Raw genomic sequence first — 26,723 nt, 5'->3', positions numbered from 1 at the left:
CATAGCGCCGCAATCGCGAGCGCCAGAGCGGGCCAATACTACTCTGGGGCTTTCGTTTCGGCCGGCGAGAGGTTGACCAACGTGCACGAGAACAAATAATAGACGAGGCCGATCGCCGCTGCAGGCAACAGCGTACCTGCGGCAACGTCTTTCCAGTAGTCAATCACGGGATGACCTTACTGCTCGTAATCTTTCGGTGACCGCGCAACCATTCGACGTGCGCGGCCATCGGAATACCTCATTCTGGTGCCGTTCGATCGAGGCGCCCCAAGCAGCGACCGCCCCTGATTCGCCGTCGCCTCCGGCCGCCCTCTCGAAGCCACGCCGGGCAGCAACCTTGTCACTGCCGATTGGCCACGCGCTGCCTTGTTACAGGCGAATAGCGGTGCATGGCTCAGGGCAGCGTAATCGGGGCTTCCGGCGTCATTACCTGCGACATCCGGCGCAGCATGCTCGTGGAGACCGTATTGGCATCCGTGGTCCCCGGGCCCTCCGTGAACGTCAACGCCAGCGCGATCTGCCGGGGCTTGTAATAGGCCGTGGCCGTGTGCCAGCCGAAGAAGTTGCCTGAGCTAATCAGCCAGCCATTATTGACAATTACGCCCAATCCGAAGTAAAGAGCCGGCGTGTTCTGTCCGAGTCCGACGTTCGTTGTGGCAGTGATCTGCCTCGTGCTCCCGGGCGTCAGCAATGCACCGGTACCAAATGCACGCGCCCACGCGGTCAGATCGCACACATTCGAATTGAGGCTTCCAGAGTACGACGTCCACGACGGGCTCCAGTCGGTCGATTCTTCGTATTGCCCGCGCTCGGACGTAAAGGCGCGCAGGACCGGCGCCCGTATTTCCGCCGTTGAAGCGTACGCGGTATCGCGTAGAGAAAGGGGTGACAGGATCTTATCGTGCATTAATGTGTTGTAGGCGCCCGCTCCCGCCGATTCGAGAATTGAACCGAGCACGACAAAGTCGGTATGAGAGTACGCCCACGAGCCTCCAGGGTTAGAAAATTGCGGATCCTGGTAAGGAGGCTCGCTGTATGCGATTAAATCTGCGGTGCTGAACTGCCGGTGCGGATTCGCATAGAGCACCTCGGCGAACGAATTGTTCTTGCCTGGCTCGCCGTGGGCGTAGACGTAGTCGCCGAACCCGGCGCTGGAGGCAGCAAGCATGCGCACCGTGGCGACATCGGCATGCGGATAATCCGGAAACCACTTGGACACCGGTGCGTCCAGATCGAGGCGCCCTTCTTCAGCCAGCTTAAGCATCAGCATGGTCTCGAACTGTTCAGCGGGCATGCCGACGCGGAAATGCATGTCGGTGGTCGCGGGAACGCCGGCGACCGATTCGCCGATGGCAGTGGTCAAGACCGGTTTGCCGCCGATTGAGGCACTGAAGATAATCGCATTCAGCCCGTGGGCGGCCTTCGTATAGTTCAGAATGGCCAACAGGGCGGCATTATCCGTGGCCGACGAAGGATCCGCGAATGGCACACATGCTGATTGTGCTTCGACCGGGTCTCCATCACTACAGGCCCCGAGAAAAAGTAACGCGAAAGCCAGTGAGAATCCGTAAACAATCCGTCTACTGGGCCTAATGCGGTGGTTCTCGCGGAGGTCGATCGTCATGGGCAGTAGCGGTCAAGGTTGTGGGGGGCAGGAGGACGGTCCGGAATTTGTCATGCTGCTTTACGCAGAACACCACCGCATGCAACGGCCGATCGAGGTTCAGCCCGATAACATTGGCAGCCTTGCCCTAAAATCGGGATCGTTGGGCACCGTGCTGGTATCGGGACGATGTGGTCGTACGTCGTGCTTGCGCCAGGCTGCTCCCAGGACACCAAGCCTGCGGATGGCTCCACGCACTGGAGCGTGCGCGCAAGCGCCACCGAAACCGCCATTTCGCCAACAAACGTGCATCGCTACCTCAGACTGCTGAGCCTGCAGCCGCATCGCAGCGAAAGCTTCAAGCTCTCGACCGATCAGTTCTTTATCAAGAAAGTGCGCGATGTAGTTGGCCTGTAACTGAGCCTGCCAGAGAACGTTTTGGTGTTGTTCGTCGAGAAGAGCCAGTGCCCGGCGCTCGAGCGCACGCGATCCATGCTGCCGAGGCTGGCTACATCGCGACAAGGCTGTCCCGGCCGAACTCGACGTGCATTGCATCGTCGACAACGAATTCACGCAGGAACGACTGAAATTTCCGATGCCGGTGACGTGGCCTGCAGGGGGGCGAGCACGGCGCCGTTGAGCACGTTCAGAGCGGCAAACAGCATGGAGATGCCGTAACGGGCGTAATCGTGCGTGACGCATCCAAAGGTCAAAGCGTGGACACGCCCCCGCCAGCACATGCATTTCATTCCCACCCACAGTTCATGGCTCAACCAGATCGAGCGCTTCTTTGCGCTTATCACCGGCAAGGCGAGCGTAGAGGCTCGTTCGGCTACGTCAAACAACTGATAAAGCGGATCGCTCAATTCGTCTTCCACTACAGCGAAAACTGAAAGCCGTTCGTCTGGACAGCATCAACCGGACTCCACCCTCGAAAGGCTTCATCGACTTTATCGAATCAGCGGAACAGTACATTAGCCGATTGACGACGCTGGTGCGTTCTAGACATTAGCAAGAAGTTGCTGTTTCTGACACCCTGCTAAATAGCAGGGTGATCGCTTTCACCGGCGGATTCGGCCGGTGATGCAACATGCAGATAAATCGCCCTGGGCGTCGTTTTGAACAATCAATATACGGGTGATGCCGCTTCAATCCGAGCGTGCGCGATTCTCAACGCATGAATGTCCCCAACTGCTCGTGGTCGTAATACTCAAGCGTCACCTGCTGGCTACCGAAGCTGGCTTTTGAAATCGTCCCAGGGGCGGCGTTTTCATTGTGCAGCGCGAACGTAAAGACATCGCCGTCCCAATGAGTGAGCGGCAAGGTCAGCGGCGACGGGCCGATCTGCAACGCCAGTCCGCCTGCCTGTTCAATTACGTTGGCAGGACCCCAATAGTCATTCTGGTAAGTTCCGGTGTAGGTGGACAGCGCCCGCGCCGGCAGCGGCGAGACAGGCGGCGCAACGCCCACCAGCGAGCCTTCGGGCTCCAGCATCCCAAGCATCACTGATGCAAACAGCGCGCCCCAGTCGCGCTGGATAGCGCCATACTGCACAAGGTCGAAGAACTGCTGGATCAACGTTTCCGGAACTCCTATCGGGTAGCCGTTGGTCAGCGCCACGATCGCCAGGCCGAGCGACGGGACGACCGTAAAGCTCGTCCCGGCACCCAGCGCAAATGCGCCCGAATGGCTGTACGTCGCACGTCCGGCCGTATTGGTGCCGACATTGAAGCCGAAGCCGTAATAGCTTGCCGGGCGCCCGTTTCCGGACGGCGCGGACTGCACCTGCGCACTGACCGCGGCATTCAATGCGGTGGCGTCGACAATGCGACGGCCGTCCACCACCCCCTGGCCGAGCATCATGGTCAGCCACCGGGCCATGTCGTTCGCCGACGAACTGACGCCGCCGGCCGGCGCTTGCGCATCGGGCATCGTGCCCATCCCCAACACCCAATGGTTGCCCTCCTTGACATGGCCGAGCGCGCGATTGGTCCGCGCGGCGAAATCGGCGTAGCGCGAACTCGTGCTGGTCATGCCGAGTGGTTGATAGAGCGTGGTTTCGGACAGGGTTGCCCAGTCGAGGCCTGTTGCGGCCGCAACCGATTCCGCCGCCGCCGTAAGACCGAAGTTTGTATAAAAATACGATTGGCGGAATGAGGCGAGCGGCAGGTAGCGCAGCCGCTTCAAGATCTCGGTCTGCCCGTATCCCATGTCTTCAAGACGATCGCCCGCGTGGTCAGGCAACCCCGAGCGATGCGCGTACAGATCGCCGATGGTTACCGCCGTCGACGTCCCGGCATTGGAGAGCGCGAACCACGGCAGATGTGTGGTGACCGGCGTGTCCCACTGCACCACCCTTAGTCCCACCTGATGCGCAACAACCATCGAGCCAATCGGCTTCGACAGCGATGCGAGCTGGAACACCGTGTCGGCGTCCACGGCGGCTTCGGAGCCGACCGCGCGAACACCGAAGCCTTTGGCATAGATCGTCTCTGTACCGTGCACTACGGCGACTGACATGCCGGGCACACCGGAACTGGTCATCAGGTTGGCGACAAGCGTGTCGAGCTGGTCCACAGCGGCGCTGATTTGCGCATTTGAAACACCACCCGGCGAGTCCGGGCCCCGCGGCCGAATATCGCCGGTACATGCGGCGAGCGTTCCGAAAAGGCTCGCCCCGATCAGACGCCGCCGCGTGTTGAATCTTGTCATGATTTTTCTCGGCAATTGCCTAATTGCGTATTTGCTACGACGTGAAGCCCTAAATGGGAGACGAATTCATCCGGCGCACACGCCTGGCCGCGCTCGACCTGGACGGACATGGCTTGCGGTTCCCGGCCCCTCCTCGCAAGCAGTATTGTTCATCCGCGCGTTTTGACTTGAAGCGCGGACCCTAAACCCTCAGGGTCCCGCAGGAAACGGTGGAGATCAATACTTTTTGTATACGCTCGCCAGCGCGTCGGTCATGGGAGACATGGGCTCCAGCGTGTCGTAAGGCAAGCAAGGGCCACTGGGGCACCATGGATTGCCGTTCTGCTTCTTGCCAACCTGTCCGATCTTGTAGAGACCGAACCCCTCCTCGTCGTCGTACTGGTTGGGCCAGTTGGCGGCAAACTGGTTGCCGGAAGTCGCGTTCCAGACGTTCGGACTGCCGGACTTCCACCACTCGGTGGAGTAGGAGAAGAAGAACGCCCCGGCAAAAATATCTTTGTAGTCAACGTTGTATGTCGCGCCATACGCCTCGGAGAATGTCCTGCTGATGGCGTTGGCGGTGTTCTGGCGGGTGGTGGCGTTATCCATGATAGCGCCCTGACCATCCCGCCCGGTACCGGGCCAGCCCCACTCGGTGAAAATCACCGGCTTGAACATCGTTGCCGGAAGTTTGCCGTAGGAACCGGCCGGATCGTTCGGACCTTTCCCCAGCACCGGCCCCAAGCTCGGCTGGTTCGGGTCTGAATTTATCTGGTAGGTATTCACGCCCCAGTAGTCGAAGACCTTGGCGAGTTCCTCGAAGTAAATCTTGCCCGCCAGAGGCCCCGCGGTGAACTTATGCGTGCTCGCCCACTCAACGAGCGCGGGCGCGTCGTGGATAGCCCAGCCGACCAGTTTGTCGGGCGCCTTCGTCTTGATTGCTGTGGCGTATTTAATGGCCTGGTAATAGAAGAAATCGGTCTTGGCGGTGGCCGCGCCATTGTTTGTGTTGAACGCGGTCGTCGCCCCGTCTTTCTCGTTCATGATGTCGAAGCCCATGACCGCCGGGTTGTTCTTCAATTGGTCGACCGTTTCGTCCAGCAGGCTTTCCCAGAACGGAATCAGCTTTGACGCATCAGGATCCGCGCTGCCGTCGTGCTTGTCCTGCCAAAAGAGGGTGTCGGGCAAAGGAATGTCCACCAGCACGTGAAGCCCATTCTCGGCTGCACTGTCCAGGAACTGCGTGTGGGTGAACAGGTGCCCGCTCTTGGGTGCGGGCGCGGGACTTTCCGTGATCTGCCGCGCCAGCATGGCGTAGACGCGAATGGTATTCACGCCCAGCGCCTTGATGTTCCCCAGATCGTCGCGCGCGTTGTATTTCGTGCCACTTAATGCGCCCTTGCCCCACAGGGAATACCAGTTCCAGATCTGGTGGCTTTTGTCGTCAGTGAACGAATCCCAGAAAAGATCGCCGAGCGCAGGGCCCTTCATGACGTCATAGCCCACCGGCGCGGGCGAGTAAGTGACGCCCTTGATCTTGTAACAATTGCCGTTCATCGTGATCAGGCAGCCCGGCGTCGTCTGGGTTCTCCAGACGGACTTTTCGCCGGCGTATGACGTCGAATAGGGGGCCCCGAGCTTCGCCATTCCCTTGACGAAGTTATCCTCCGCAGTCGCCGCGTCCACCTTGCAGCCGGACTGGTCGGACAGGTTGCAATCGCTGGGCGGCGCGCGACTGATGTCGATACCGTTACCCGTATTGCCGGAGTCGTCCAGGGATTGCAGCGTCTGTAGTTCCGCCGTAAGGACCTCTTCGCTGTCCTGCGTGATGTCGATAGGCGTCAGCACACTGGCGCCCGCCGCTTCGCCCAGTTTCATTTTGGCGCCCGTCGTTTTGTCGGTGATGAGGTAGAACGCCACGGTGTCGCCGCTCACATAATGGAACGTGCCGCTGCTGTCGGTGGCGCCCTTCTGGCCGGAGGGGCTTGCTTCGTAGTACAGGCCCTGCACTGGATCGTCTACAAATGTTCCTGATAGCACCGGAGCCTCCGGGTTTCCGCCTGAGCAGGCGGCAAGCGCAAAAGGCGCCAGCACCGCAATTTTTTTTCCGAGGGTGGTCAATTTCATTTTCATAGCCCCGATTTCCTCGTGGATTCGTTGTGGTTCGCATCATGATGCTTTTCGTCACCGTGTAGTCGTGCCTCTACGTCGGTGAGATCGGATTTTGCGGCAATGAAGCTGTTTGATTGAAGCGGATGCGGTCCGGAACACGCGTGCAACCGGCGCAGCCAATACGATAGTGCGACTTCGACGGTGTCGCTCTTTCAGTTAGCGCGAAGCGAAAGTCTGCCGGATATCGGTTAAGTGACGCGGGCAGGAGGCAGCTATCAGCAGTCTGGTGATAACGAGCGGAAACGAGCCGAAAATTCCTCTTTCCTTTGAAGATGTGCTCTTGCACATCGCACCTGCGGCAGCGCCCGGCGGTGCGGCCTGCAGTGCGAGCGCGGTGGAATGACGGCCCTCGCGCTGTCAAGCGAACTGGCTCGACAAGCTGCTTCGCACACGAGACGTTGGGCACCTGCCCTGTGGTCAAGATCAGTCGCAGAGCGGTCTGCCTTACCGAATCGACCGGCAGGTCCCGCCATTGGCTTCCATTACGGCCGAATATCGGATCCACCTCGAGGAACCGGCGATATTTCTTCCTTGCGTCGTCACTCAGCAGCGTTCGAATCATTCTGTCATGCTGACGCAAAAGTCAGGGTGCAAACATATTTCGGCAACTATCTTGCAAAGATTAGCAAAACGACGCAGCCGGCGACACCCTGCTAATAGGAGGGGCCTCGAGCGTCCCCTGAAATTGCGCCTTCGCCACATACCTCTATTTAGCAGGGTGTCGCCGACAGGGTCGGTCTGCTATTGTCGCCGTCTGCGGTAATTGCCGGCCTGCCCGCATGCCGATGAACCTTTTCTGCGGCAACTCTTGTGTCAACGCCACGCCACTCCCACAGACCCTAGCGCATGCGCAACCGAACGGTCCGTCAATCCACGCACAACGGCAACAGTTGTGACTTACCACGCCATTCTTATCGCATCTATCCTGTTGCTGTTTGCGTTCGGCATTGAACGCGTCGGCAAGTGTTTGGGCATTCCCTCCGTCGTCGCGCTAATTGTCATCGGGATGCTTTGCAAATCCCTGCCCAGCGTGTTCGCAGTGGAATCGGTCGACATCAGCAGCGCAATCCCGGTGCTCGGCACCCTCGGCCTCGTGCTGATCGTACTCGAGGGCGCGCTTGACATCAAACTGTCGAGGCAAAAACTGCGCCCGGCGATGACTGCGTTCGCCATGGCCGGCATCGGTTTCAGCCTGTGCTTCGCCGTGTTTTCGCTCGTCGCCCATTTCCTATTTTCGCTGCCTCCTCGAGAGGCCATGATTGTAGCCGTGCCGTTCTCGGTGATCAGCAGTGCAGTGGCGATCCCCGGTAGTGGCTTTTTGTCGACCGCTGGACGCGAGTTCGTTGTTTACGAGAGTGCTATTTCCGATATTCTCGGCGTCCTGGTCTTCTATACGCTGCTCAATTCGGATGGGGCAGCTGCCGACATCATGCAAGGACTCGTCGTGGGCGGACTGCTGTCGCTCACACTCGGCGCCGCGTGCGCAATCGCACTGCTTTGGGTCTTGTTGCGCGTCGACGGCCACATCCGGTTTATCCCGCTTCTGGCAGGACTGTTCGCCCTCTATATCACCGGCAAGCTAATGCACCTATCTCCGCTTATCATGGTGCTTCTTTTTGGGCTCTTCCTCAATAACCGGAACCTGCTGGCGCGCGTGCGATGGCTCAGCCAGCCCTTCGCCCAAGACAACGAAGGTGACGTGGAAGGATTCAAAGCCCTTGTACAGGAACTCACGTTCGCCGTGCGCTCGTTCTTTTTCATCCTGCTGGGCTATTGGACTAATGCGTCGGCGCTGGCATCGCCGACCGCCTGGGCCGTGGCCACGATGATCCTCGTCGCGATATTCTGGAGCCGCAACGTGCTGCTCCGTCTTGCGCGGATTTCACCGGCTTGGGCGCTGACATGGATCGCGCCGCGCGGTCTCATCACCGTCTTGTTGTTCCTGTCGGCGAAGAAAGTCGCTGCGCTCCCGTCGTTCCTTGATGGCGCGACACTTATCGTCGTGTTCGCTTCGGCGATGGCCATGTCGATCGGCCGGCGAAAGCGCATTCGTCGAGCAACGGCATGAAAGACCGCCACCGGGCACGGGCCGCCAGACGCCGCCCGAATTACCTGGAAAAGGGGTAGCGGCAAGGTAAGCGTAAATTCCTATCATAAGCTTTGGGGTTATATAGACGCGCGGAATCATTTCGAACTGACCTGGTAACGGCCGGATTTTCTTCGGCTAATCTGAGCGGCCCGCTGCGATCAGGACGACTCGCATGGCCACCATCGAACGTACTGCCTATCCGCGCTTTCCCAAGGTCCTTGCCACGCGGGACCTGCAAGCCTGCTACACATCCCTGCCCGATGAACTGGAATGGGCGCGGCGGTCGTCCCGGGGCGAGCGCCCCCGGCTGGGTCTGCTGGTGCTCCTGAAAGTCTTCCAGCAGATGCATCATTTCCCGTCGCTCAACAGCATCCCGGTGGCGGTCGTCGAACACGTGCGCGCGGTGGCAAATATCGGACCCGCAGTACGCTTCGGATATGACACGCAGGTATCGCCGACGCTGTTCCGGCATTACGCCGCAGTGCGCGAGCACCTCGGTGTCAAGCCGTACTACGGCACCGACGCGGGCACGATTGCGACGCGCGCCGCACATACGGCTGCGCTGTCCATGGACCAGCCGGTCGACATCATCAATGCCACGATCGACGAACTGATCGCGCAGGATATCGAACTACCGGCTTTCTCGACGCTGGACCGGATTACCGAGCAGATCCATGCAAAGACCCAGGCGCGGCTTTTCCGGCGGGTCGCACGACGCCTGACCGATGAACAGAAGAACAATCTGGACCGTCTGCTGGCCCGCGACCTGTCGAGCCGGCAGACCGACTACAACCGCATCAAGCGCCACGCGAGGCGGCCATCGCGGCAGCATTTGGACCTGCTGATTGACCAGATTGCCTGGCTCGACGAGATCGGCGACTTCACCATTGCGCTCGCCGGCGTCCCGGCATCAAAGCTGCGCTCACTGGCCATGCAGGCGATGTCACTCGACGCGTCCGCCCTCCGGAAAGACACCCTTCCCGAGAAACGCTACACATTGATCGTGGCGCTGCTTAATCGCATGCGCGTGCGTGCCCGCGACGATCTCGCCGACATGTTCGTGCGACGTATGGGTGCGATCCACAAGCGCGCGAGCGACGAACTGGAGATCGTTCAGCGCAGGCAGCGTGACAAGGTCGAGGATCTCGTGGTCCTGCTCGATGGCGTCGTCGACATTCTTTCTGACGAGTCCGACGAGAGGACGATTGCGCAGTCCATCCGAAAGTGGCTTGCACCGAAAGGCGACCTCGAACCGCTGCGTGAGAGCTGTGCCGAGATCCGTGCATTCAGCGGCCGCAATCACCTGCCGCTGCTCTGGAAGTATTTCCGGGCGCACCGTTCGGTCCTCATGCGTCTCGCCCGCACCCTCGAATGGGATTCCACGAGCCAGGTACGCACGCTACTCGATGCGCTCGGTGTTGTACTGGAGAACGAAACGTTACACCGCGAATGGATCGATGCCGATGTGGACCTGAGTTTCGCAGCGGCGCGCTGGCGCAAGCTTGTGCGGCGCTCCCACGGTGAAGGGGCGCCGACCAACCGGCGCTATCTTGAGCTGTGCGTGTTCTCGTACATGGCGGAGGAACTGCGCGTCGGCGACCTGTGCGTGTCCGGGTCTGATGCCTACGCCGACTATCGCGACCACCTGCTGCCGTGGCGACAGTGTGAGCAGCAGTTGCCCGACTACTGCGCGAAGGTCGGCCTGCCGGAAACGGGCAGCGAATTCGTTGCCCAACTGCGGCAGTGGTTGACCGACGCGGCGCGCAACTTTGACGACGAGTATCCGCGCAAGCGCGAACATGTCACGATCGACCAGAAAGGCGAGCCGATCCTGCGCAAGACCATTGCCCGGGAAATTCCGGCCAGTGCGATCGCCTTGCAGGAGCGGATCAATGCGCGTCTGCCGACCCGCAATGTGCTCGACATTCTCGCGAACATCGAACACTGGACGCATTTTACCCGGCACTTCGGACCGTTGTCCGGGATCGATCCGCAGATACGCAAGGCGGCCGAGCGGTATTTGCTGACGATTTTCGCGATGGGCTGCAACCTGGGGCCGACCCAGACGGCACGCCATCTCGATACCGACGTGACGGCGCACATGCTGTCATTCGTGAACCGTCGGCATATGAATCTGGACAGGCTCGAGGCCGCGCAGCGCGAGTTGATCGAGCTATACCTGCGGCTCGATCTGCCAAAGCACTGGGGCGACGGCAAGACGGTAGCGGCCGACGGCACGCAGTACGACTTCTACGACAACAACCTGCTGGCCGGCTATCACTTCCGCTACCGGAAAATGGGTGCGGTCGCCTACCGCCATGTCGCCGACAACTATATCGCGGTATTCCGGCATTTCATCCCGCCGGGCGTCTGGGAAGCGATCTATGTAATCGAAGGGCTGCTCAAGGCCGGCCTGTCCGTCAAGGCCGACACCGTGCATGCGGATACGCAGGGACAATCGGCCGCCGTGTTTGCGTTCACCCATCTGCTCGGCATCAAGCTGATGCCCAGAATCCGCAACTGGAAAGATCTCGTGTTGTACCGCCCGCACAGCGACGCGAAGTACAGGCATATCGACAGGCTTTTCACGGCGACCATCGACTGGGTGCTGATCGAACGGCACTGGCAGGAGCTCATGCAGGTGGCGGTGTCGATCCAGGCGGGCACGATCTCTTCGCCGTTGCTGCTGCGCCGCCTTGGGTCCGAGAGCCGCAAGAACCGCCTGTATCTCGCTGCACGCGAACTCGGCAACGTCGTACGCACGGTCTTTCTGCTCGAGTGGATCGGCAGCCGGGAACTGCGCCAGGACGTGACGGCAAACACCAACAAGATCGAGTCGTACAACGGCTTCGCGAAATGGCTGTCGTTCGGCGGCGATGTGATCGCGGAGAATGAGCCGGAAGAGCAGCAAAAACGGCTACGCTACAATGACCTCATCGCATCGGCCGTGATCCTGCAAAACACGGTGGACATGATGCGAGCCCTGCGCGACATGGTGGCCGAGGGCGAGAAGGTCCGCACCGAGGACATTGAATTCGTGAGCCCGTATGCGACGCACAACATTCGCCGCTTCGGGCGCTACCGGCTGCATCTGGAACGTCCGCCCGAAAGCTGGATCAACGATGCCCTGTTTGGCCGGGCGGCCCGGCCTCACGACGAAATGAGGTAACGCTGGATGAGTGCAAGAGCCGCGGTGACCACCACGCCGTACGGTGAAGTTGATGCCGCCGCACTGGAAGGGCTGCAGTCGCGCTATGACACGACGCGGGTGCTCGATGCGGTAGATACGCTCGACGAACTGCGCACGGGCCTTAACGATCCGGAAGGCCTGCGGGACGATCTGCTGCGCCTGCACGGTATGGCGCATGCGCTCGTCAACGGTGCGAGCTTCGCGGCAACAACCCGGGACGCGTCGATTGTCGAACAAATCGAGGATGTGCTCGACCAGATCGATCACTTTGTCGCCGGGCTTTTATCGATCCGTGATGCACTGCGCCCGCTCGAAGCGCTCCGTCATGAAGATATGGCAGGCCCGGATCGCGATTGAGCTGAAAGCGAATCTCCCCCGGTACGTATCCGTCAGAGGAGCGTGGAGTGACGCCCCGATCCAGCAACTATGCTGCAGGCAATGCGATGACGGGTCGTTCCTGCACGGCCGTGCCTGGCGTTGCAAGTGCCGATTCGATGCGGTGTTGCGCGAACGGATCGGCGGCGTCGATGTAGCGCATCGCCGAACGCACGTCTTTCCAGCCCACGTACTGCATCAGCATTTTCAGATCCCAGCCGTTCGAGTTGGCCCACGTTGCGAAGCCCCGCCGTAGCGAATGGCTGCTGTAGCTGTCCGGCGCGGCCAGGCCTGCCGCCTGGAAAAGCGCACGCAACAGCGGCACGAAGCTGCCCGCATGCAGTCCCTCGTCGCTGATGTTTCCCCAGCGGTCAATGCCCCGGAACACGGGCCCCTCCGTCAGGCCGGCCGCCGCAATCCACGCCTCGTAAGCCGTCACCGGACACAGGCGTGAAAGCGCCGGGGCCTTGAAGGTCGTGCCCAGCTGCGCGCGGTCGCCTTTCGTGCGCGGCAGGTACAGTGTCATGCCGCGGCCCGCCTCAACGGCTACGTGCTCGATCCGCAGCCGACTGAGTTCGTCGGAGCGAAAGCCGCGCCAGAAGCCCAGCAGCACCAGGGCCCGGTTGCGAATGCACGCGAGGCGCTCGCGCTCGTCTGCTTCCCTGGCGATCTGCTCATCGAGCCAGGCTGTGAGCTTTTCGAGCTGCGCGAGCTGCATGGGCTTCGCCCGCTTCTCGGTTGCGGGATGCAGCGCAACGATGCCTCTGAGAACCTTGCGTACATGCGGTGCCTTCGTCGGATCCGGAAAACCCTGCGTCTGATGCCATTGCGCGAGCGCTGCAAGCCGCGAGCGCAGGGTATTGATAGACAGGGTTTCTGCGTGATCCGCAAGGTACCGCGCGATCATGTCAGCGCTCGCGGGCAGAAAACCGCCCCATTCAACCTCGAAATGCCGGAGCGACGACTGGTAACTGCGCCTGGTGTTTTCGCGCGTCGCGGCTTCGACGTAGCGATCGATGGCAGACATGGCTCGTGGGTAAAATCAGGTGATCTGTATCGGAGACGATGATATGCAACAACGAACGTGTGCGCCAGCCGGCGTGCTCGATGGGAGCCAAGGTTTCGGCCGGTGAAGCAATGAACGAAGGCAATGTGCTACAGGGAGACTGGGAAAATTCCACGCGCGAGGAACTGCTCGCGGAACTCACCCGCCTGCAGGCCGAAATCGCGCGGCTCACCGCCTTGCTGCCGGCGCAGGCAAAGCCCGTGCGGGTGACCCGGAGCACGCCATCGCCAGCAGTGCGAAGCACGGGCGCCCCCGTACTTTCGCCTGAGCAGAAGGTACAACTTTTCCGGCGGCTGTTTCGCGGCCGCACGGATGTCTATCCGCTACGCTGGGAAAGCCGCAACTCCGGAAAATCCGGCTACGCGCCGGCGTGCGCCAACGAATGGCGCGCCGGGATCTGCGAAAAGCCCCGCATCCGGTGCGCCGACTGCGGGCATCGTGTACTGCTGACGCTTGACGACCAGGTCGTCTATACGCACCTGGCAGGCGATCGCACGGTGGGCCTCTATCCGTTGATGCCGGACGGCACCTGCTACCTGCTCGCTGTCGACTTCGACGAGGAAGGCTGGCGTGAAGATGCGCAGGCATTCCGGCAATCCTGCCTCGAGATGGACGTGCCCGTATCGCTCGAAATCTCGCGTTCAGGCAATGGCGCGCACGCTTGGATCTTCTTCTCGTCGGCCGTTGCTGCACGTGACGCGCGACGGATGGGCTCAGCCATCATCAGCCACACCTGTACCCGGACCCGTCAGCTCGAACTGACGTCCTATGACCGGCTCTTCCCGAACCAGGATGTGCTGCCCAAAGGCGGCTTCGGTAACCTCATCGCCCTGCCGCTGCAGAAGCAGCCACGCGAACATGGCTGGAGCGTGTTTGTCGATGACGGCTTTCAGCCGTACGCTGACCAGTGGTCGTATCTCGCGTCCGTGCAAACCATGGACGGCCGGGACATCGAGGGGGTGATCTTTCGCGCCACGGGCGGTGCGCACCCGCTCGACGTCGCGTTCATCGCCGAGGAGGACCAGGCCGAACCGTGGAAGCCAGCACCCGCGCAGCCGAAGCGGCTGGCCGGAACGATGCCGGCGTCGCTCACACTGACGCTCGCGAACCAGCTCTATCTTGAAAAGGCGCAGCTTCCGCAGGCACTGCTCAACCGGCTCATCCGGCTGGCCGCCTTCCAGAATCCGGAGTTCTACCGGGCCCAGGCGCGCGGCTTCAGCGTATGGGACAAGCCACGTATCATTGGGCGCGCCGAGAACTGCCCGCGCCACATTGCATTGCCGCGCGGATGCCTTGACGACGTCATGACGCTACTGCGCGATAACGACATCGCCTGCGACGTCCGCGACGAGCGCTGCACCGGCGAGCCGCTTGCCGTTCCGTTTGCCGGCACGTTGCGCGATGACCAGCAAGCGGCCGTCACCGACTTGCTGCGACACGACACCGGCATCCTGCATGCGCCGACGGCGTTCGGCAAGACCGTGACGGCGGCCGCGATGATCGCGCAGCGAGGCGTCAACACGCTCGTGCTTGTGCACCGCCGGGAGCTGCTTGACCAGTGGCGCGAGCGCCTGCAGTCGTTTCTCGCACTCGACGCGCGCGAGATCGGCACGATCGGCGGCGGCAAGTCGAAGGCGACGGGCCGGATCGATGTCGCGATGCTGCAATCCGTGGCACCCGATGGTGCCCGCGGCGAGCTGTTGCGGCGTTACGGCCATGTCATCGTCGATGAATGTCATCACATCTCCGCGGATTCCTTCGAGGCCGTGCTAAAAGGCGTCAATGCACGCTACGTGCTCGGCCTGACGGCGACGCCGGTGCGGCGCGACAGCCAGCAACCGGTGATGTTCATGCTGTGTGGACCGATCCGGCATGCGGCGAAATCGCCCGCTGGCGCGCCGCAGGTGCTTGAGGTCTTCCCGCAAAGGCTCACCTCCGCAGTGGACGTCGCGGCCGACGCGCCAATCCAGGCGGTGTTCGCTCAGCTCGCGCAGGACACCCCGCGCACGCAGACGATCGCGGCGGCTGTACGTGAACAGTACAGGCAGGGGCGGAACGTGCTGGTACTCACCGAGCGGACGGACCATCTCGAAAGCCTGCAGCAGATGCTGCAAGACACGGTGCAGTCGCTGTTCGTGCTGCACGGACGGCTCGGCCGAAAAGCGCGCGCCACCCAGTTGGCGGCCCTTGACGCGCTGGCCGGTGACATGCCACGCGTGGTGCTGGCGACTGGCAGGCTCGTAGGCGAAGGCTTCGACCATCCGGCGCTGGACACCCTGGTGCTGGCCATGCCGGTTGCGTGGAGGGGCACGCTGCAGCAGTACGCCGGCCGGCTGCACCGTGAGCATGCGGGCAAGACCGGCGTACGGGTGATCGATTATGTGGATGGCGGCCATCCGGTGCTGCAGCGCATGTGGGAGAAACGCCAGCGCGGCTACCGGGCAATGGGCTATCAGGTCCGCACGCCCGGAGAAGATATCCAGCTCCAGTTGGCCTGAAACCGGTGGTGAATTCGTATTCCGTATCGTTTCTTGCTGTTTGATGTCACCGGCACGTTAGTCGTCGCGCATTGCAGACTGAAGACCGAGGTGCTCGACGAACGGATCGAAATCCCGGTCGCTGAAGAGCAGCGGCGCACCGTTTTCAATGCACCACGTCGCGATCAGCGTATCGATGGTTTTGCGGATCGTTACGCCCTGCGCTCGCAAGATGCGGTAATTCCGGGCCGCCTGAATGGCGTTATCCGGCCCCACCAGCGAGACGACATCGAATCGCGTCGTCATCAGCTGCCGGGCAGTATTGAACGCCGACTCGGCGGCAAATCCCTGTAGCACCTCGGCGACGATCAGGTCGCCGGTGACCAGCACCTCCCGGCCCAGCAGGGCATCCAGTCGGCTGGCTTGGGGTGAAGCCAGCCCCCGGAAGTAGTCGATCCACACGCTTGAATCGACGAGTATCACTGGTCGCGCCTCATGGCATCCAGGTCGCCTTCCCACGGTAATTTGCCGCGGAACTGGCGAATCTGCTCCTGCTGCTTGAGCCGGATGATCGTTTTCAGGCCAAGCTCGACCGCTTCACGTTTGGTCCGGATGCCCGTTGCGGCAAGCGCTTCGGCCATCAACCGGTCGTCGATCTCGATATTGGTACGCATGGCGCGCCTCGTAAATGTGTATAAAACAATTGAATTATACACATCAAACGCTTGTGGTCCACGCTCCGGGTTGCGACATCCCAATTTGACCAGCAATCCCCCGGAGATCGTCAATTTCCATATTTCGTACCGGTTGTGCGGCGGAACAAGCCGGATTCGGACCGTCACACTGGATAATCCGCCTTTATCGCATATGAGAAACCGCTATCTCGCGTCACACTTGACCAGCCCTAGTAGTACGTATATACATAGTATGTAATACAGTACGATATTCGAAGGAGGCCCCATGGCTCGCGCTGGCCTGACCCGTGTGGACATCAAGCGTGCGCGCGATTCGCTGATTGCGCAGGGTATGTGTCAATCGAACTAAACATGGAACCCGCTCACGGGCTCGAAACCCAATCAATTAAGGCGCAACCGCTGCCCGGGTTACATTTTTGTGCCAATCGGGATTGACTTAAACTTGCAACTTTCCAAGAAATTGAACTAATGTTGGAACATTGTCGGCGCTCGGACTTTCTGTCATGAAAGAGCCTGTTCCTGCACCCGTTCAACGTCCTCCCAAGCAGACGTTACATCACGCCTGGGCGCCGAAACTACGGCGTCCCGTTATGTTTGCCTCGGCGACGCAAGTTCGCCTGTGGATCATGCTCGAGGCCAATCCCGGCGTGACGAACTACTGTGAGCGACCTGTGCCGTCCGTTGAAGCGACGACAGAGCCAATAGCTGACTTCTGGGTCATGCGTGACGGAGCAGAACAGTGGCTGATTGTTGATGACAACGTCGAGGAAGCCGCTGCTCATGGTCAGCAAATAGCTAACGAGACCACCCGAACTGCACCTCGCGTCGAGACCATTTCCAGCAAGGATATCGAACACCACCGCATCTGGGTTCAGAACTGGATGTCATTACTTCCATATCTGGCAACGGGGAGTCATCTGATCGACCCGACATTGCTCGTGAACATCATCCACTTCTTCAATCGCCCAGCGACCATTGACGAAGCCGAGCAGCACTTCGCCCGCCTTGATCCTGTACTTGTGCGGACAGCGATAATCACCGCACTACATGGCGGGCAACTCATCAGCCCCGACCTGACCACACTCGCGTTCAGCCGGCACATACTGGTGAGCAAATATCATCGTGGGAAAACACATGAAGCGCAGTGAGATTCCCGAGCCGTTGACGGACTGCAGGTCGTGGCCAGGTGTCGATCCATCTGCTATTGATCCGAAGCGCCTGCCGGTTTACCTGCAACGCGAGGGGGCAATCCAGGCGTACTTGCGCGGTGCCCCGCTTGCCGATCTGACGCGGGACTTCGGCATCAACCGGGGCACCCTGACGCGCCTGCTTGAACGATGTCTTGCTTCCCATCCCGATGGCAGAATCCAGGGCTTTCGCGGACTAATTCCACATACAAGGACGAAAGGCTACCGACGTATCGCGCCAGCTGTCCGCCGCAAGCAGCGCGGAGGTCTGACAGGTGCCATGGGGCAGTTGTTCGAGCGACTGCCGCAACTGGCGCAGATCCTGGAACGGGAAATTGGCGCGGGCACGCTGGGGATCGCCCAGAATGGGCGACTCTATGGTCTGCGCAACGTTCAGTTAAAGCTGATCGCGGCCTGCCGGGAGGCGGGCCTGGGCATGCAGGCCTACCCCCTCTGCCAGGATGAGATGGGCTATCGATCACTGGCGCGTTGGGTGAAACGACGGCTCCAAGCACGGGTTCCAATACGCCGCATTGATAGTCGCGATTGCGCGTGGGATGCCACGACGCGGCCGTTTTCTGCGGTCGAACTCGACGGCCACAAACTGGACCTGCGCTTGCGAGTCCGGTTTGTCGAGCCATCCGGTGTCAGCGTCGATCTCGAGACGGAGCGCCTGTTCGTGGTCACGCTGATCGATGTCTGCACCCGCATCGTGCTCGGGTGGCAGGTCGTACCCGCGCCAGAATACAACCACCATGACGTGCTGGCCGTACTGCAGGACGCACTGCGCCCGCGCCGCAAGCGCGACCAGTTACTTATTCCGGGGCTGGTGTATCGACCGACGGCAGGCTTCGCAACAGAAGTCTGCCCCGAAGTCGCCTACGCCTGCTGGGATGTCCTCAAGGTCGATAACGCCGCAGCGCATCTGACCGAAGAAACCTTCCTGCCGGTCTGCCAGTTCATTGGTTGCCGGCTGGAAGCGGGCCCTGTTGGCGAGCCGACCACACGACCCTTCATCGAACGTTTCTTCCTCACCCTCACCGATCGCATGTCCAGGCAAGTGGTCGGCACCACTGGCCGCCACCCCGACGACCCGGCCGGCCAGCGTGGTAGGCGAGCATCACTCGGGCAGTTGATCACCTTGCCGGAACTCGAAGAGTTGCTGGATGTGACCATCGCGAACTATCACGCGACACCGCACGACGGTTTGAACGGGCGCACGCCGCTGGAAGCGCTGCAACTGGCAGTTGCGCATCAGCAGGCTCCAGTGCGCACGCTGCCTCAGCTTCTGCGCGCCCGGCTTCACCAGCTGCAATCCGTTCATCTTTGTACCGTGCGAGGCAACGTAGCGCGCGGCGTCGCACCGTACGTCAGCTTTTACGGAGCGAGGTACAGCAACGAAGTGCTGCAGCGCACCTCCGGACTTGGCGGCGAGAAAATTCGCGTCTATCCGAATCCCGCCGACATGCGCGAGGCCTGGGCGTACCTGCCCAACGGCGCGGAACTCGGCCGCCTCGCCGTGCTTGAGGGCTGGCGCTATAGCCGGCACACACTGCGGTTGCGCAAACATATTCTGCGACAGCGCCGGCTAGGCAAACTCAAGTTTGCCGGCGAGCAGGATCCGGTGCATGTGTTTTCCGAAGCCCAGCGGCGTATCAGAAAGCCCAGTCGCAAACAGGCCACTACGGTCATGCAACTTTCGCAGGTTTCTGCTGCCGACGGACTAGACGATGCGTCAGCTGCGGCGTCCCAGATGCCTTCCACGCGCCAGCGGCAGGCCGACGTGGTGGTCGTGCCAGTTGATCTTGGCGATCTGAAGGTGCAAAACCGCTGACAGGGGAGAACTTGCATGTCCAACGACATTCACCGGCCCGTTGCCCTTGACGAGCATCCGCTGCGCCGACGCATCTATCGCGTTCCCACGCCGTCCATAGCCGCCTTCCGCACGCTCATCGACGAGTGTCTGTTTCTCTATATCACCGGAGCTCTGATACACGGTCGCCCACGCATTGGAAAAAGCTACGCAATCGAGTTTATTCGTCGGGATCTCGAGCTCCGGCACCCGAAGGTGTCGGTGTATGCGATGCGTTGCGCCCGCTCGCAAACGGCGTCGGAGAACAATTTCTTTTCGGCGCTGCTGCACACAGTCAAGCATCCCGCGCAAAGCGGCGGCTCCAAGGCAGCGCTGCGCGGCCGCCTGCTGCACAAGCTGCGACAGGTGGCTGATAACAAGGGTGACGATCGGGTCGTGCTGTTCGCCGACGAAGCGCAAAACCTGCGCGAAATCGAGTATGAATGGCTGCGTGACTTGCACGATGAAATGGAGAACAACGCATTGCGCCTGTTCACTTTCCTGGTCGGACAACCGCAACTGCTCGCCCAAAAATCGGTCTTCCAGGCGCAGGACAAGGAACAGATTGTCGCGCGTTTCATGGTCGAAGAACTCGCGTTTCGCGGAATCGTCTCCGCTGGCGAATGCGCTGCCGTTCTCTCAGCCTATGACAATGGTGAATATCCCGCAAATTCGGGCTGGAACTATGTGCGATTCTTTGTGCCGAAGGCGTATGCGGCGGGCCTGCGTATCCGGGAATCCGCCGCACGACTGTGGGATGCATTCGAGGATGCACACATCAAGGCCAATCTGGACGGCCCGACCGAGATCCCGATGAAATACTTCACCGCCGCAGTCGAAGGGGCACTGTTGCTCAGTTCAGCCCGCGACAGTGAGACCTTGAAGTTTGACGCCCTGTTCTGGAGTGAGATGGTCGAACGCAGTCGGTATGTGGTGGCGCAAAAGGCAGGTCGCCCCATGTTGTCCGCGATCACACGGCGCTGAATCGCGCCCCGTCATGAATACCAGTCGCGATGCCGTACCGCCGGATTTGCCAGGCGACTTCTGGCAGTCGCTGGTGCTGCAGACGTGCTCTACCCCGGCGAGCTACACCACCCGCCCTGACTGGAGCAGCGACGGAGAGTCAATGTGGATGCGGCTGTCGAAATTCTCGCTCTTCAACCGTCTGTCGCTGCACGCGTTGGCAGCTCTCATTGCCGTACGAACCGACGAAGCATCTTCTGAGGGCGTGGACCTCCGGCGAGCCGATCGATTTGTACCGTCTCGGCTCTCCAGCATTCTTCAGATTCCGGAAGCTTCGGCCCTTGAGGGATTCTGCTTTTTGACGGGCCACCCTGCCCTGGCATGGGCAGCTACGGAATTGCGCTATTGTTCCGCATGCCTTGAGCTGGGCTTCCACGCCGCGTGGTTTCAGTGGCGATTTATCGAACGCTGTCCCGTGCATGGATGTGCTCTGCAACAAGGATGTCTGAAATGTGCCGAGGCCATACCGTATGTCCTGGACCGCAGTATGGCAACGCACCCGCTGTCGTGCGCACGGTGCAATACACCCTGGGTTCCGGTGCTGGATCGGCCTGCCGGACGTTGCGCGCCGATGATCGGGCGTGCAGCCCGAATCCTCAGACGCTGGCAGAGTCATGTCGCCGAAACGCTGATGCCAGTCGCCACCACGCCGTATCGGCCTCGTAATCAGGCAACCGGCAGATTCGCATTTCAGCCACCGCCAGAAATTGAAAGCCGGATGACGTGTCTGGCCCGGCATACGCGGCTACTGAACCAGCTTTACGATGTTCCTCCGCCTTCACCGTTAAAACTCCTCGGACGGCACAACACTATGGCGAAGGCGGCGCGACCGGGCCGCATTGTTCCGTTGCCATGCGAAGATCAGCAAACTGGCGACATGCCCTATGCCCGACGCGACTGGCCACATTTCGGTGACGATTTTTTGGCATATGAACACCTTTTGAAGCGCGTCGGGCGCAGACTCTTCGGTGATACGCAAGGAATTGCCTTTGTACGTCGTCTCTCCATGGTGAATGAACAAAATGAATTTGTCGTCCACGCCCGGGAAACAAGCGCAAATCAGGCAGCCGCGCTCGGTTGGTCGATCAGTTGGTACGGCTTCTCGCGGACGTGCGCGTCGGATAATGCGCTCTCGATGCCAGCCGTTGGTCTGACGGGCTGGCTTGCCAATGCCCCACATCGCCCGGTTGAAATCTCACCTGGCCAATGGCGGGACAAGATGTCCGTCTGGCTATCGGAAGACCTCGCGAGATCCGCGTGGGCATGGTCGCGCATTGTTCTATTCATGCGAGTCAGGGGGAAATATCTGCTGCACGGACAACTTGTGCGGCCTTCGGAACTGGCGGCACTGCGACGGCATGTATAAATCGGTCCGAGGCATTTGTAGCAGATCAAAAGCATGACCGCATCTCGACATTTCTGCCGCGTGACGTCGGCACGATGGCGTGACGCGTGTGAGGAAAATCCGTAACGCATTCGCTGACTGATCTCCCGGGATCAGCCGGCGGTGTTGGCACGCATTGTCAACCGGAGAGGCGAACTTTCGGTTCGAAATGGGGTTTCAACTTTACGTCAATCGTCGGCAAACCCTTGTCCGTATAGGCCCAACATTGCCAGAGCCTTCTGAAATCAAGAAAGTCCCAACTTTAGTAGCGAATTCGTATCAACTTTAGTTCGTTTGACAGGCGCGGACCTCTACATTCAGACTCATCGCCGGCCGATTGCTTTGTGGAGTTCAAGATGCCGGTTCCAGTCGATAGTGCGATTTACGCTGAGGGAAACATCATGGGCAGACTTGCAGGAAAGGTGGCCGTTGTCACGGGCGCGTCGAAAGGTATCGGTGCCGCTATCGCGAAGGCGCTCGCGGCCGAAGGGGCCTCGGTGGTCGTCAACTATGCGAGCAGCAAGGCGGGGGCGGATGCGGTCGTGTCCGCGATTGCTACGGCCGGAGGGAGCGCGATTTCCGTAGGCGGCGACGTGTCGAAGGCCTCCGATGCGCAAGGTATTGTCGACAAGGCAATCGAAACTTACGGTCGCCTCGACATACTCGTCAACAACTCTGGCGTCTACGAGTTCGCGCCGATCGAAGAGATCACGGAGACGCATTACCGCAGGCAGTTCGACACGAACGTGCTCGGCGTGCTGCTCACCACGCAGGCGGCCGTCAAGCATCTTGGCGAAGGCGCGAGCATCATCAACGTCAGTTCGGTCGTAACGACCATTACGCCACCGGCGAGCGCCGTCTACAGCGGCACGAAGGGCGCAGTGGATGCGATCACCGGCGTGCTCGCACGCGAGCTGGGACCGAGGAAGATCCGCGTGAACGCGATCAATCCCGGCGTGGTAGCGACTGAGGGTACGCACAGTGCGGGGGTCATCGGCTCCGACTTCGAGACCCTTGCTGTCAGCCAGACGCCACTCGGCCGCGTGGGACAGCCGGATGATATTGCGTCGGCCGTCGTTTTTCTTGCATCGGACGATGCAAGATGGTTGACGGGGGAGCACATCGTCGCCAGTGGGGGAATGCGGTAAGGCGGGTTGGCGGAGCTGGCCCTTGGGTCAACGATCGACTTGCTTCGAGATGCGGGCACGCTCCGCGACTGCCGCGGACGTGCCAATTCGCATTAAATCGGGACATAGCGGCTTACGTCCCGTGATGCCGCCCTCAGATGTGGCGATGTGCTGCAACGGTGCCGACGAAAACGGAATTTTTGATGACGGTCAACGCACTCTCCGTTCCAAATCAACCGCTTCGCTCCGGGGCGACAGCTTCGTGGCAGTTGATACACGCCGCTGGCGGTTGACTGATCTCTTGGTAAAGCATCGCCCTTGAATTGGCAAGGTTCGGCTGCGGATTCAACGGGCAGCAATTTGCGCAGCATCCGTCAATGTGTGTTTAGCCCCGCGATTTTTACCGATCGAGCGGACCGGTCAGATGTCATGCCTGCGTATCTGGGAGAGTTGGGTCAAGCCTTCACGTTGACGCTGCTTGCTAACGAGAGCATGCCAAAAACCGCGATGTGGGGTGAACGTGCAATGCTTGACTGGCCCCTCACTATGGCCCTGCACTGGCCTTCGGCAGAGATCCCGAAGCTAATGTACATCTTGGGCAAGGCACGGGACTACCAGTCGGACGTACTCGCGGAATACAAGGAGCGCAGCCTGCAACTGCTATGCGAAGCGGGGCAAACAAACAGCCTGGTTGCCCAGTTGGCGCCGCTGGTGTGGAAAATGTTCGGCATGCAGGACGAGTTTCAGGCCCATATGCGGAATTTGCCGTCGGACACAAGTCCAACGTACACGACATGGCTGGACAGGGTTGGAGAGTAGCCTGAGAGTCGGGTACCAGCTCTGATCGGGCTCGGGCAGCCGGTTAACCTCCGAAACCGGCCACCCGATTTTCTGCAATCGACCGGCAGCTCAGGGTCGAGCCGGGACCGACCCAGCGGGCAGAGTACGGCCACCTGCAGTCGTTGGAATTCTCGTTTGAGCCGCCATTCAAGCGTCGGTTCGAGCATGCAAACGGCCATTCGCTCAGTTGGCGCGCGCCTCCTGCCCACCGAACCAGTTGTTGCGGCGGTCGACGACCATCTTTGTCGCGTTCGACGATCCAGGTGTCCTCTTTGGTCTTGATATAAGTCAAAAGCGCCAGTCTCGCGCACGGCAGGATATCCGTGAGAAGTCTTCTGGCAAACATGTGCCGAGTAGACGCCTTGTCCGGTGACACGATGACGGCCTTGTTGGCCGCAGAGGGCGCAATGTCTCTCAGGATTCCCATCCTTACGCTGTTGCTCATGATGCTGGCGTCTTCAATTCAGGCCGCGAGTGAGGAGGTGCGCCCGGAAACGCCCGTGCTCCTTGAGTCGGTGCTGGAAACGGCCCCCGTCGAGATCGACGGTCAGCTCCTGTTCAGGGTTCGAGGGGTTTCGTCCTTTCCCGCCCAGCAGCGCGCCGACGCCATCAGGGAAAGAATCGAGAGAGTCGCGGCGGACCCCGCATTTCCGAGCGACCGGTTAAGCGCCGAAGTCGTGGAGAACGTCACGATGATCATGGCCGGGCAAGCTACGCTGATGATCGTGAGCGAAGCGGATGCACAGTTGGAACACACGAGCCGTGACCATCTCGCCACATTGCATCTGTCGCGAATCCGCGAGGCCATCGACGAGTACCGGCAGTCACGTACAAGTGACGCTCTGGTGAAGGCAGGGTTATATGGCGGCGGAGCCACAATCCTTCTGGTGCTGGTTATTGCCGTTCTGCTCGTCCTCAACCGGTGGTTGGACAAAGCGCTCTCCCGACTTCTGATGAGTCGGGTCCACGCAGTCGGTATCCAGTCGTTTCAGATCCTCCGTTCGGAAACTATCTGGAAGGTGTTTCATGGTCTGATGTTTCTGGTTGGCGTCGCGAGCATCGTTGTGTCAGCGTATGCATACCTGCATTACGTACTTGCGCTCTTTCCCTGGACCCGCTCCATCTCCAACGACCTGTTCGACCTCGCCGCTGGCGCGGTCGAACATTTGGGGAAGTCCGTCGGCGCGAGCATCCCGGACATTCTCGTTCTGGCCATCATCTACTATCTGTGCCGGTTCGTCCTTCGCTTGACCCGGCATTTTTTCGACGCAGTGGCACAGAAGCGCGTTACGTTCACCCAATTCGAGCCGGAATGGGCTCTGCCCACGTACCGGCTCGTCCGGGTCCTGATCTTTGCCTTCGCGCTCATCGTCGCTTACCCATATATTCCCGGCTCTGAATCTGCCGCTTTCAAGGGAATTTCGATCTTCATCGGACTGGTATTCTCCCTCGGGTCTTCGGCCGCGATTTCCAATCTAATTGCCGGCTACCTGATGACTTATCGAAGGGTCTTCAAGGTCGGCGACCGCGTAAAGGTGGGCGACGTCGTTGGTGACGTGATCGCCATCCGCCTACAAGTGACCCATCTGCGGACGATCAAGAACGAGGAGGTCACGATTCCCAATTCGCAGATACTGAATGGCGACGTAACAAACTTCAGCTCCCTGGCTGCGACCCCAGGACTGATCCTCCATACCACGGTCGGAATAGGATATGAGACGCCTTGGCGGCAGGTGGAGGCCATGCTTCGCATGGCGGCAAAGCGAACCATGGGAATTGTCGGAGATCCACAGCCTTTCATCCTGCTGATCGCGCTAGGCGACTTCGCCATCACTTACGAACTGAACGGATTTATCCATGACCCGCATGCGATTGCTCAAATTCATGCGGAACTGCATCGACATATCCTTGATGTCTTCAATGAGTATGGAGTCCAGATCATGACGCCCGCCTACGAGCGTGATCCGGCCGAACCGAAAATTGTGCGACAGGAGCAGTGGTATGCGGCGCCGGCATCGTCCGGTCAACGGGCAGAAGCGGAGAACGCAGACAACGGTGCATCTCCACCGGCTCTGGCCGACCAGCAGCCCGTCGTCTGGCGAACCAAGTGACTCCTCGTGTTTGATACCTTCCGTTGAATGTCCATGACTTGATCAGCAGCAGCGGGGCGCTTTATGCCCCTTGCATGAAAGGCCGCGCCAGCGGCGATCGTCGCGCTCTGTCGTCGGGCGCTAGCCGGCCAACTTCGGCCACTGTCAAGTGCTCCGGTGCAGACCTTCGAATGCCGGTTTCGTCTCGGCAACGGACATCCAGGGCGCCGATCGCAGTGGTCATCTTTTCTAAAGCGACACCCGAAGGCATTCCGTTCGTTTAATGAGAAGATGCACGCCAGAGGTTGTTCCGCTAGGCAAAAAACAACGACGGGGATCACCAAGATGAAAAGCAAAGAGCGAAACACACAGAAACGGGGAAAATCCGTATTGGGCGTTTTGGAGCCTGCGCGCGGCCTGATGACGTGTGCGCTCGCCGCCGTGTCCGTGGGCACAGCGCACGCTCGCGAACCTTCCCGCGCGGACCAGGCATTCTGCGACCACTATGCCGCGGTGATGCAGGAAGCGCTTGAAGTCGACCGAAGTGGCGACCCGGCCGCTATCGCCCGGTTTCGCCAGTCAGTGATTCGAGACCCGCAGGCACAACTACTCATGCCGGGTCTGGGCGTAAACCTGACGACGCCACCGTGGGTCGCTGACGTGACAATGCAGTCGCGCAAGCATTGCCTCGACGAGGTGAGACTCAACATGAGGGGCTTCCTGCCCGGCGACCCCGAGCGCCCAAAGCCAGAAAGCACGCCCGACGCTCATATCGGGACCATCGCCCGCTTACCGTCCGAGCGCGAGACGGCTGCCAGCGGTAAGCGGTAAGCCATGAGCGTTATAGAGTTCGCGTAGATGT

At 60.3% G+C, this 26,723-nt stretch carries 18 protein-coding genes and 3 pseudogenes; 14 read left to right on the top strand and 7 right to left on the bottom strand.

The genetic code is table 11. The features are described from left to right. Positions 1-394 precede the first annotated feature (394 nt). Complete coding sequence (locus tag PWP93_RS35860) at positions 395-1,624, bottom strand: serine hydrolase domain-containing protein (RefSeq protein ID WP_421048226.1); 1,230 nt, start codon at positions 1,622-1,624, stop codon at positions 395-397. 210 nt (positions 1,625-1,834) lie between these two features. On the opposite strand from PWP93_RS35860, the pseudogene PWP93_RS35855 reads away from it, so the two are divergent. After that, positions 1,835-2,108 (top strand): annotated as a pseudogene (locus tag PWP93_RS35855) (IS630 family transposase); the annotation flags it as partial. Between the two features lie 66 nt (positions 2,109-2,174). Here the strand turns inward: PWP93_RS35855 and PWP93_RS35850 are convergent. Next, a pseudogene (locus tag PWP93_RS35850) lies at positions 2,175-2,301 on the bottom strand (IS630 family transposase); the annotation flags it as partial. A 1-nt stretch (position 2,302) separates the two neighbouring features. Between PWP93_RS35850 and PWP93_RS35845 the strand changes: the two are divergent. Further along, a pseudogene (locus tag PWP93_RS35845) lies at positions 2,303-2,581 on the top strand (IS630 family transposase); the annotation flags it as partial. 192 nt (positions 2,582-2,773) lie between these two features. Here the strand turns inward: PWP93_RS35845 and PWP93_RS35840 are convergent. Both PWP93_RS35840 and PWP93_RS35835 read right to left on the bottom strand, forming a co-directional pair. Then, a complete protein-coding gene (locus PWP93_RS35840; RefSeq protein WP_421048225.1) occupies positions 2,774-4,315 on the bottom strand; it encodes a serine hydrolase in 1,542 nt (513 codons plus the stop codon). Between the two features lie 216 nt (positions 4,316-4,531). Then, entirely contained in the window at positions 4,532-6,427 is a 1,896-nt protein-coding gene (locus PWP93_RS35835; protein ID WP_421048224.1) for a cellulase family glycosylhydrolase, read from the bottom strand. A 931-nt stretch (positions 6,428-7,358) separates the two neighbouring features. Between PWP93_RS35835 and PWP93_RS35830 the strand changes: the two genes are divergently transcribed. The 3 genes from PWP93_RS35830 (at position 7,359) to tnpC (ending at position 12,102) form a co-directional block, all read left to right on the top strand. Further along, on the top strand, positions 7,359-8,534 hold the full coding sequence (locus PWP93_RS35830) for a cation:proton antiporter (RefSeq protein WP_421048223.1): 1,176 nt from the start codon (positions 7,359-7,361) through the stop codon (positions 8,532-8,534). 193 nt (positions 8,535-8,727) lie between these two features. After that, positions 8,728-11,724, top strand: coding sequence for a Tn3 family transposase (locus PWP93_RS35825; RefSeq protein ID WP_421048222.1), 2,997 nt, complete (start codon positions 8,728-8,730; stop codon positions 11,722-11,724). A gap of 6 nt (positions 11,725-11,730) precedes the next feature. After that, positions 11,731-12,102 carry a Tn3 family transposase post-transcriptional regulator TnpC gene (gene tnpC, locus PWP93_RS35820; protein ID WP_175233003.1) on the top strand — a complete coding sequence of 124 codons (372 nt, stop codon included), beginning with the start codon at positions 11,731-11,733 and terminating at the stop codon, positions 12,100-12,102. 67 nt (positions 12,103-12,169) lie between these two features. Here tnpC and PWP93_RS35815 read toward each other — a convergent pair whose 3' ends face one another. After that, complete coding sequence (locus PWP93_RS35815; RefSeq protein ID WP_246356296.1) at positions 12,170-13,147, bottom strand: site-specific integrase; 978 nt, start codon at positions 13,145-13,147, stop codon at positions 12,170-12,172. Positions 13,148-13,227: 80 nt separating this feature from the next. Here PWP93_RS35815 and PWP93_RS35810 point away from each other — a divergent pair, with 80 nt between their 5' ends. Further along, positions 13,228-15,684: a TOTE conflict system archaeo-eukaryotic primase domain-containing protein gene (locus PWP93_RS35810; RefSeq protein WP_421048221.1), complete on the top strand. Its 2,457-nt coding sequence runs from the start codon at positions 13,228-13,230 to the stop codon at positions 15,682-15,684. Between the two features lie 57 nt (positions 15,685-15,741). Here PWP93_RS35810 and vapC read toward each other — a convergent pair whose 3' ends face one another. Both vapC and PWP93_RS35800 read right to left on the bottom strand, forming a co-directional pair. Then, positions 15,742-16,146, bottom strand: a complete 405-nt coding sequence (gene vapC, locus PWP93_RS35805) for a type II toxin-antitoxin system VapC family toxin (RefSeq protein WP_027820332.1) — start codon at positions 16,144-16,146, stop codon at positions 15,742-15,744. Continuing rightward, complete coding sequence (locus PWP93_RS35800; protein ID WP_028215418.1) at positions 16,143-16,337, bottom strand: type II toxin-antitoxin system VapB family antitoxin; 195 nt, start codon at positions 16,335-16,337, stop codon at positions 16,143-16,145. Before PWP93_RS35800 ends, vapC begins: the two co-directional genes overlap by 4 nt. A 524-nt stretch (positions 16,338-16,861) precedes the next feature. Here PWP93_RS35800 and PWP93_RS35795 point away from each other — a divergent pair. The 8 genes from PWP93_RS35795 to PWP93_RS35760 all read left to right on the top strand — a co-directional run bounded on the left by PWP93_RS35795 (position 16,862) and on the right by PWP93_RS35760 (position 26,692). Further along, positions 16,862-17,506 (top strand): hypothetical protein, encoded by a 645-nt coding sequence (locus PWP93_RS35795; protein WP_421048220.1) that lies wholly within the window; start codon positions 16,862-16,864, stop codon positions 17,504-17,506. Next, positions 17,493-19,379 carry an integrase gene (locus PWP93_RS35790; protein ID WP_421048219.1) on the top strand — a complete coding sequence of 629 codons (1,887 nt, stop codon included), beginning with the start codon at positions 17,493-17,495 and terminating at the stop codon, positions 19,377-19,379. The genes PWP93_RS35795 and PWP93_RS35790 overlap by 14 nt, the downstream gene beginning before the upstream one ends. A 15-nt stretch (positions 19,380-19,394) precedes the next feature. After that, positions 19,395-20,381 (top strand): ATP-binding protein, encoded by a 987-nt coding sequence (locus PWP93_RS35785; RefSeq protein ID WP_421048218.1) that lies wholly within the window; start codon positions 19,395-19,397, stop codon positions 20,379-20,381. Positions 20,382-20,394: 13 nt separating this feature from the next. Then, complete coding sequence (locus PWP93_RS35780; RefSeq protein ID WP_421048217.1) at positions 20,395-21,786, top strand: hypothetical protein; 1,392 nt, start codon at positions 20,395-20,397, stop codon at positions 21,784-21,786. Between the two features lie 419 nt (positions 21,787-22,205). Next, entirely contained in the window at positions 22,206-22,952 is a 747-nt protein-coding gene (locus PWP93_RS35775) for a glucose 1-dehydrogenase (protein WP_421048216.1), read from the top strand. 297 nt (positions 22,953-23,249) lie between these two features. Further along, positions 23,250-23,750, top strand: a complete 501-nt coding sequence (locus PWP93_RS35770) for a hypothetical protein (RefSeq protein ID WP_421048215.1) — start codon at positions 23,250-23,252, stop codon at positions 23,748-23,750. Between the two features lie 398 nt (positions 23,751-24,148). Next, a complete protein-coding gene (locus PWP93_RS35765; RefSeq protein ID WP_421048214.1) occupies positions 24,149-25,882 on the top strand; it encodes a mechanosensitive ion channel family protein in 1,734 nt (577 codons plus the stop codon). Between the two features lie 324 nt (positions 25,883-26,206). After that, on the top strand, positions 26,207-26,692 hold the full coding sequence (locus PWP93_RS35760) for a hypothetical protein (protein ID WP_421048213.1): 486 nt from the start codon (positions 26,207-26,209) through the stop codon (positions 26,690-26,692). Positions 26,693-26,723 lie beyond the last annotated feature (31 nt).

It is taken from the genome of Paraburkholderia sp. A1RI-2L (assembly GCF_048957375.1).
GTDB lineage: Bacteria > Pseudomonadota > Gammaproteobacteria > Burkholderiales > Burkholderiaceae > Paraburkholderia.
The sequence above is the reverse complement of the archived record's forward strand: the minus strand, read 5'-3'. Positions and strand labels throughout refer to the sequence as shown.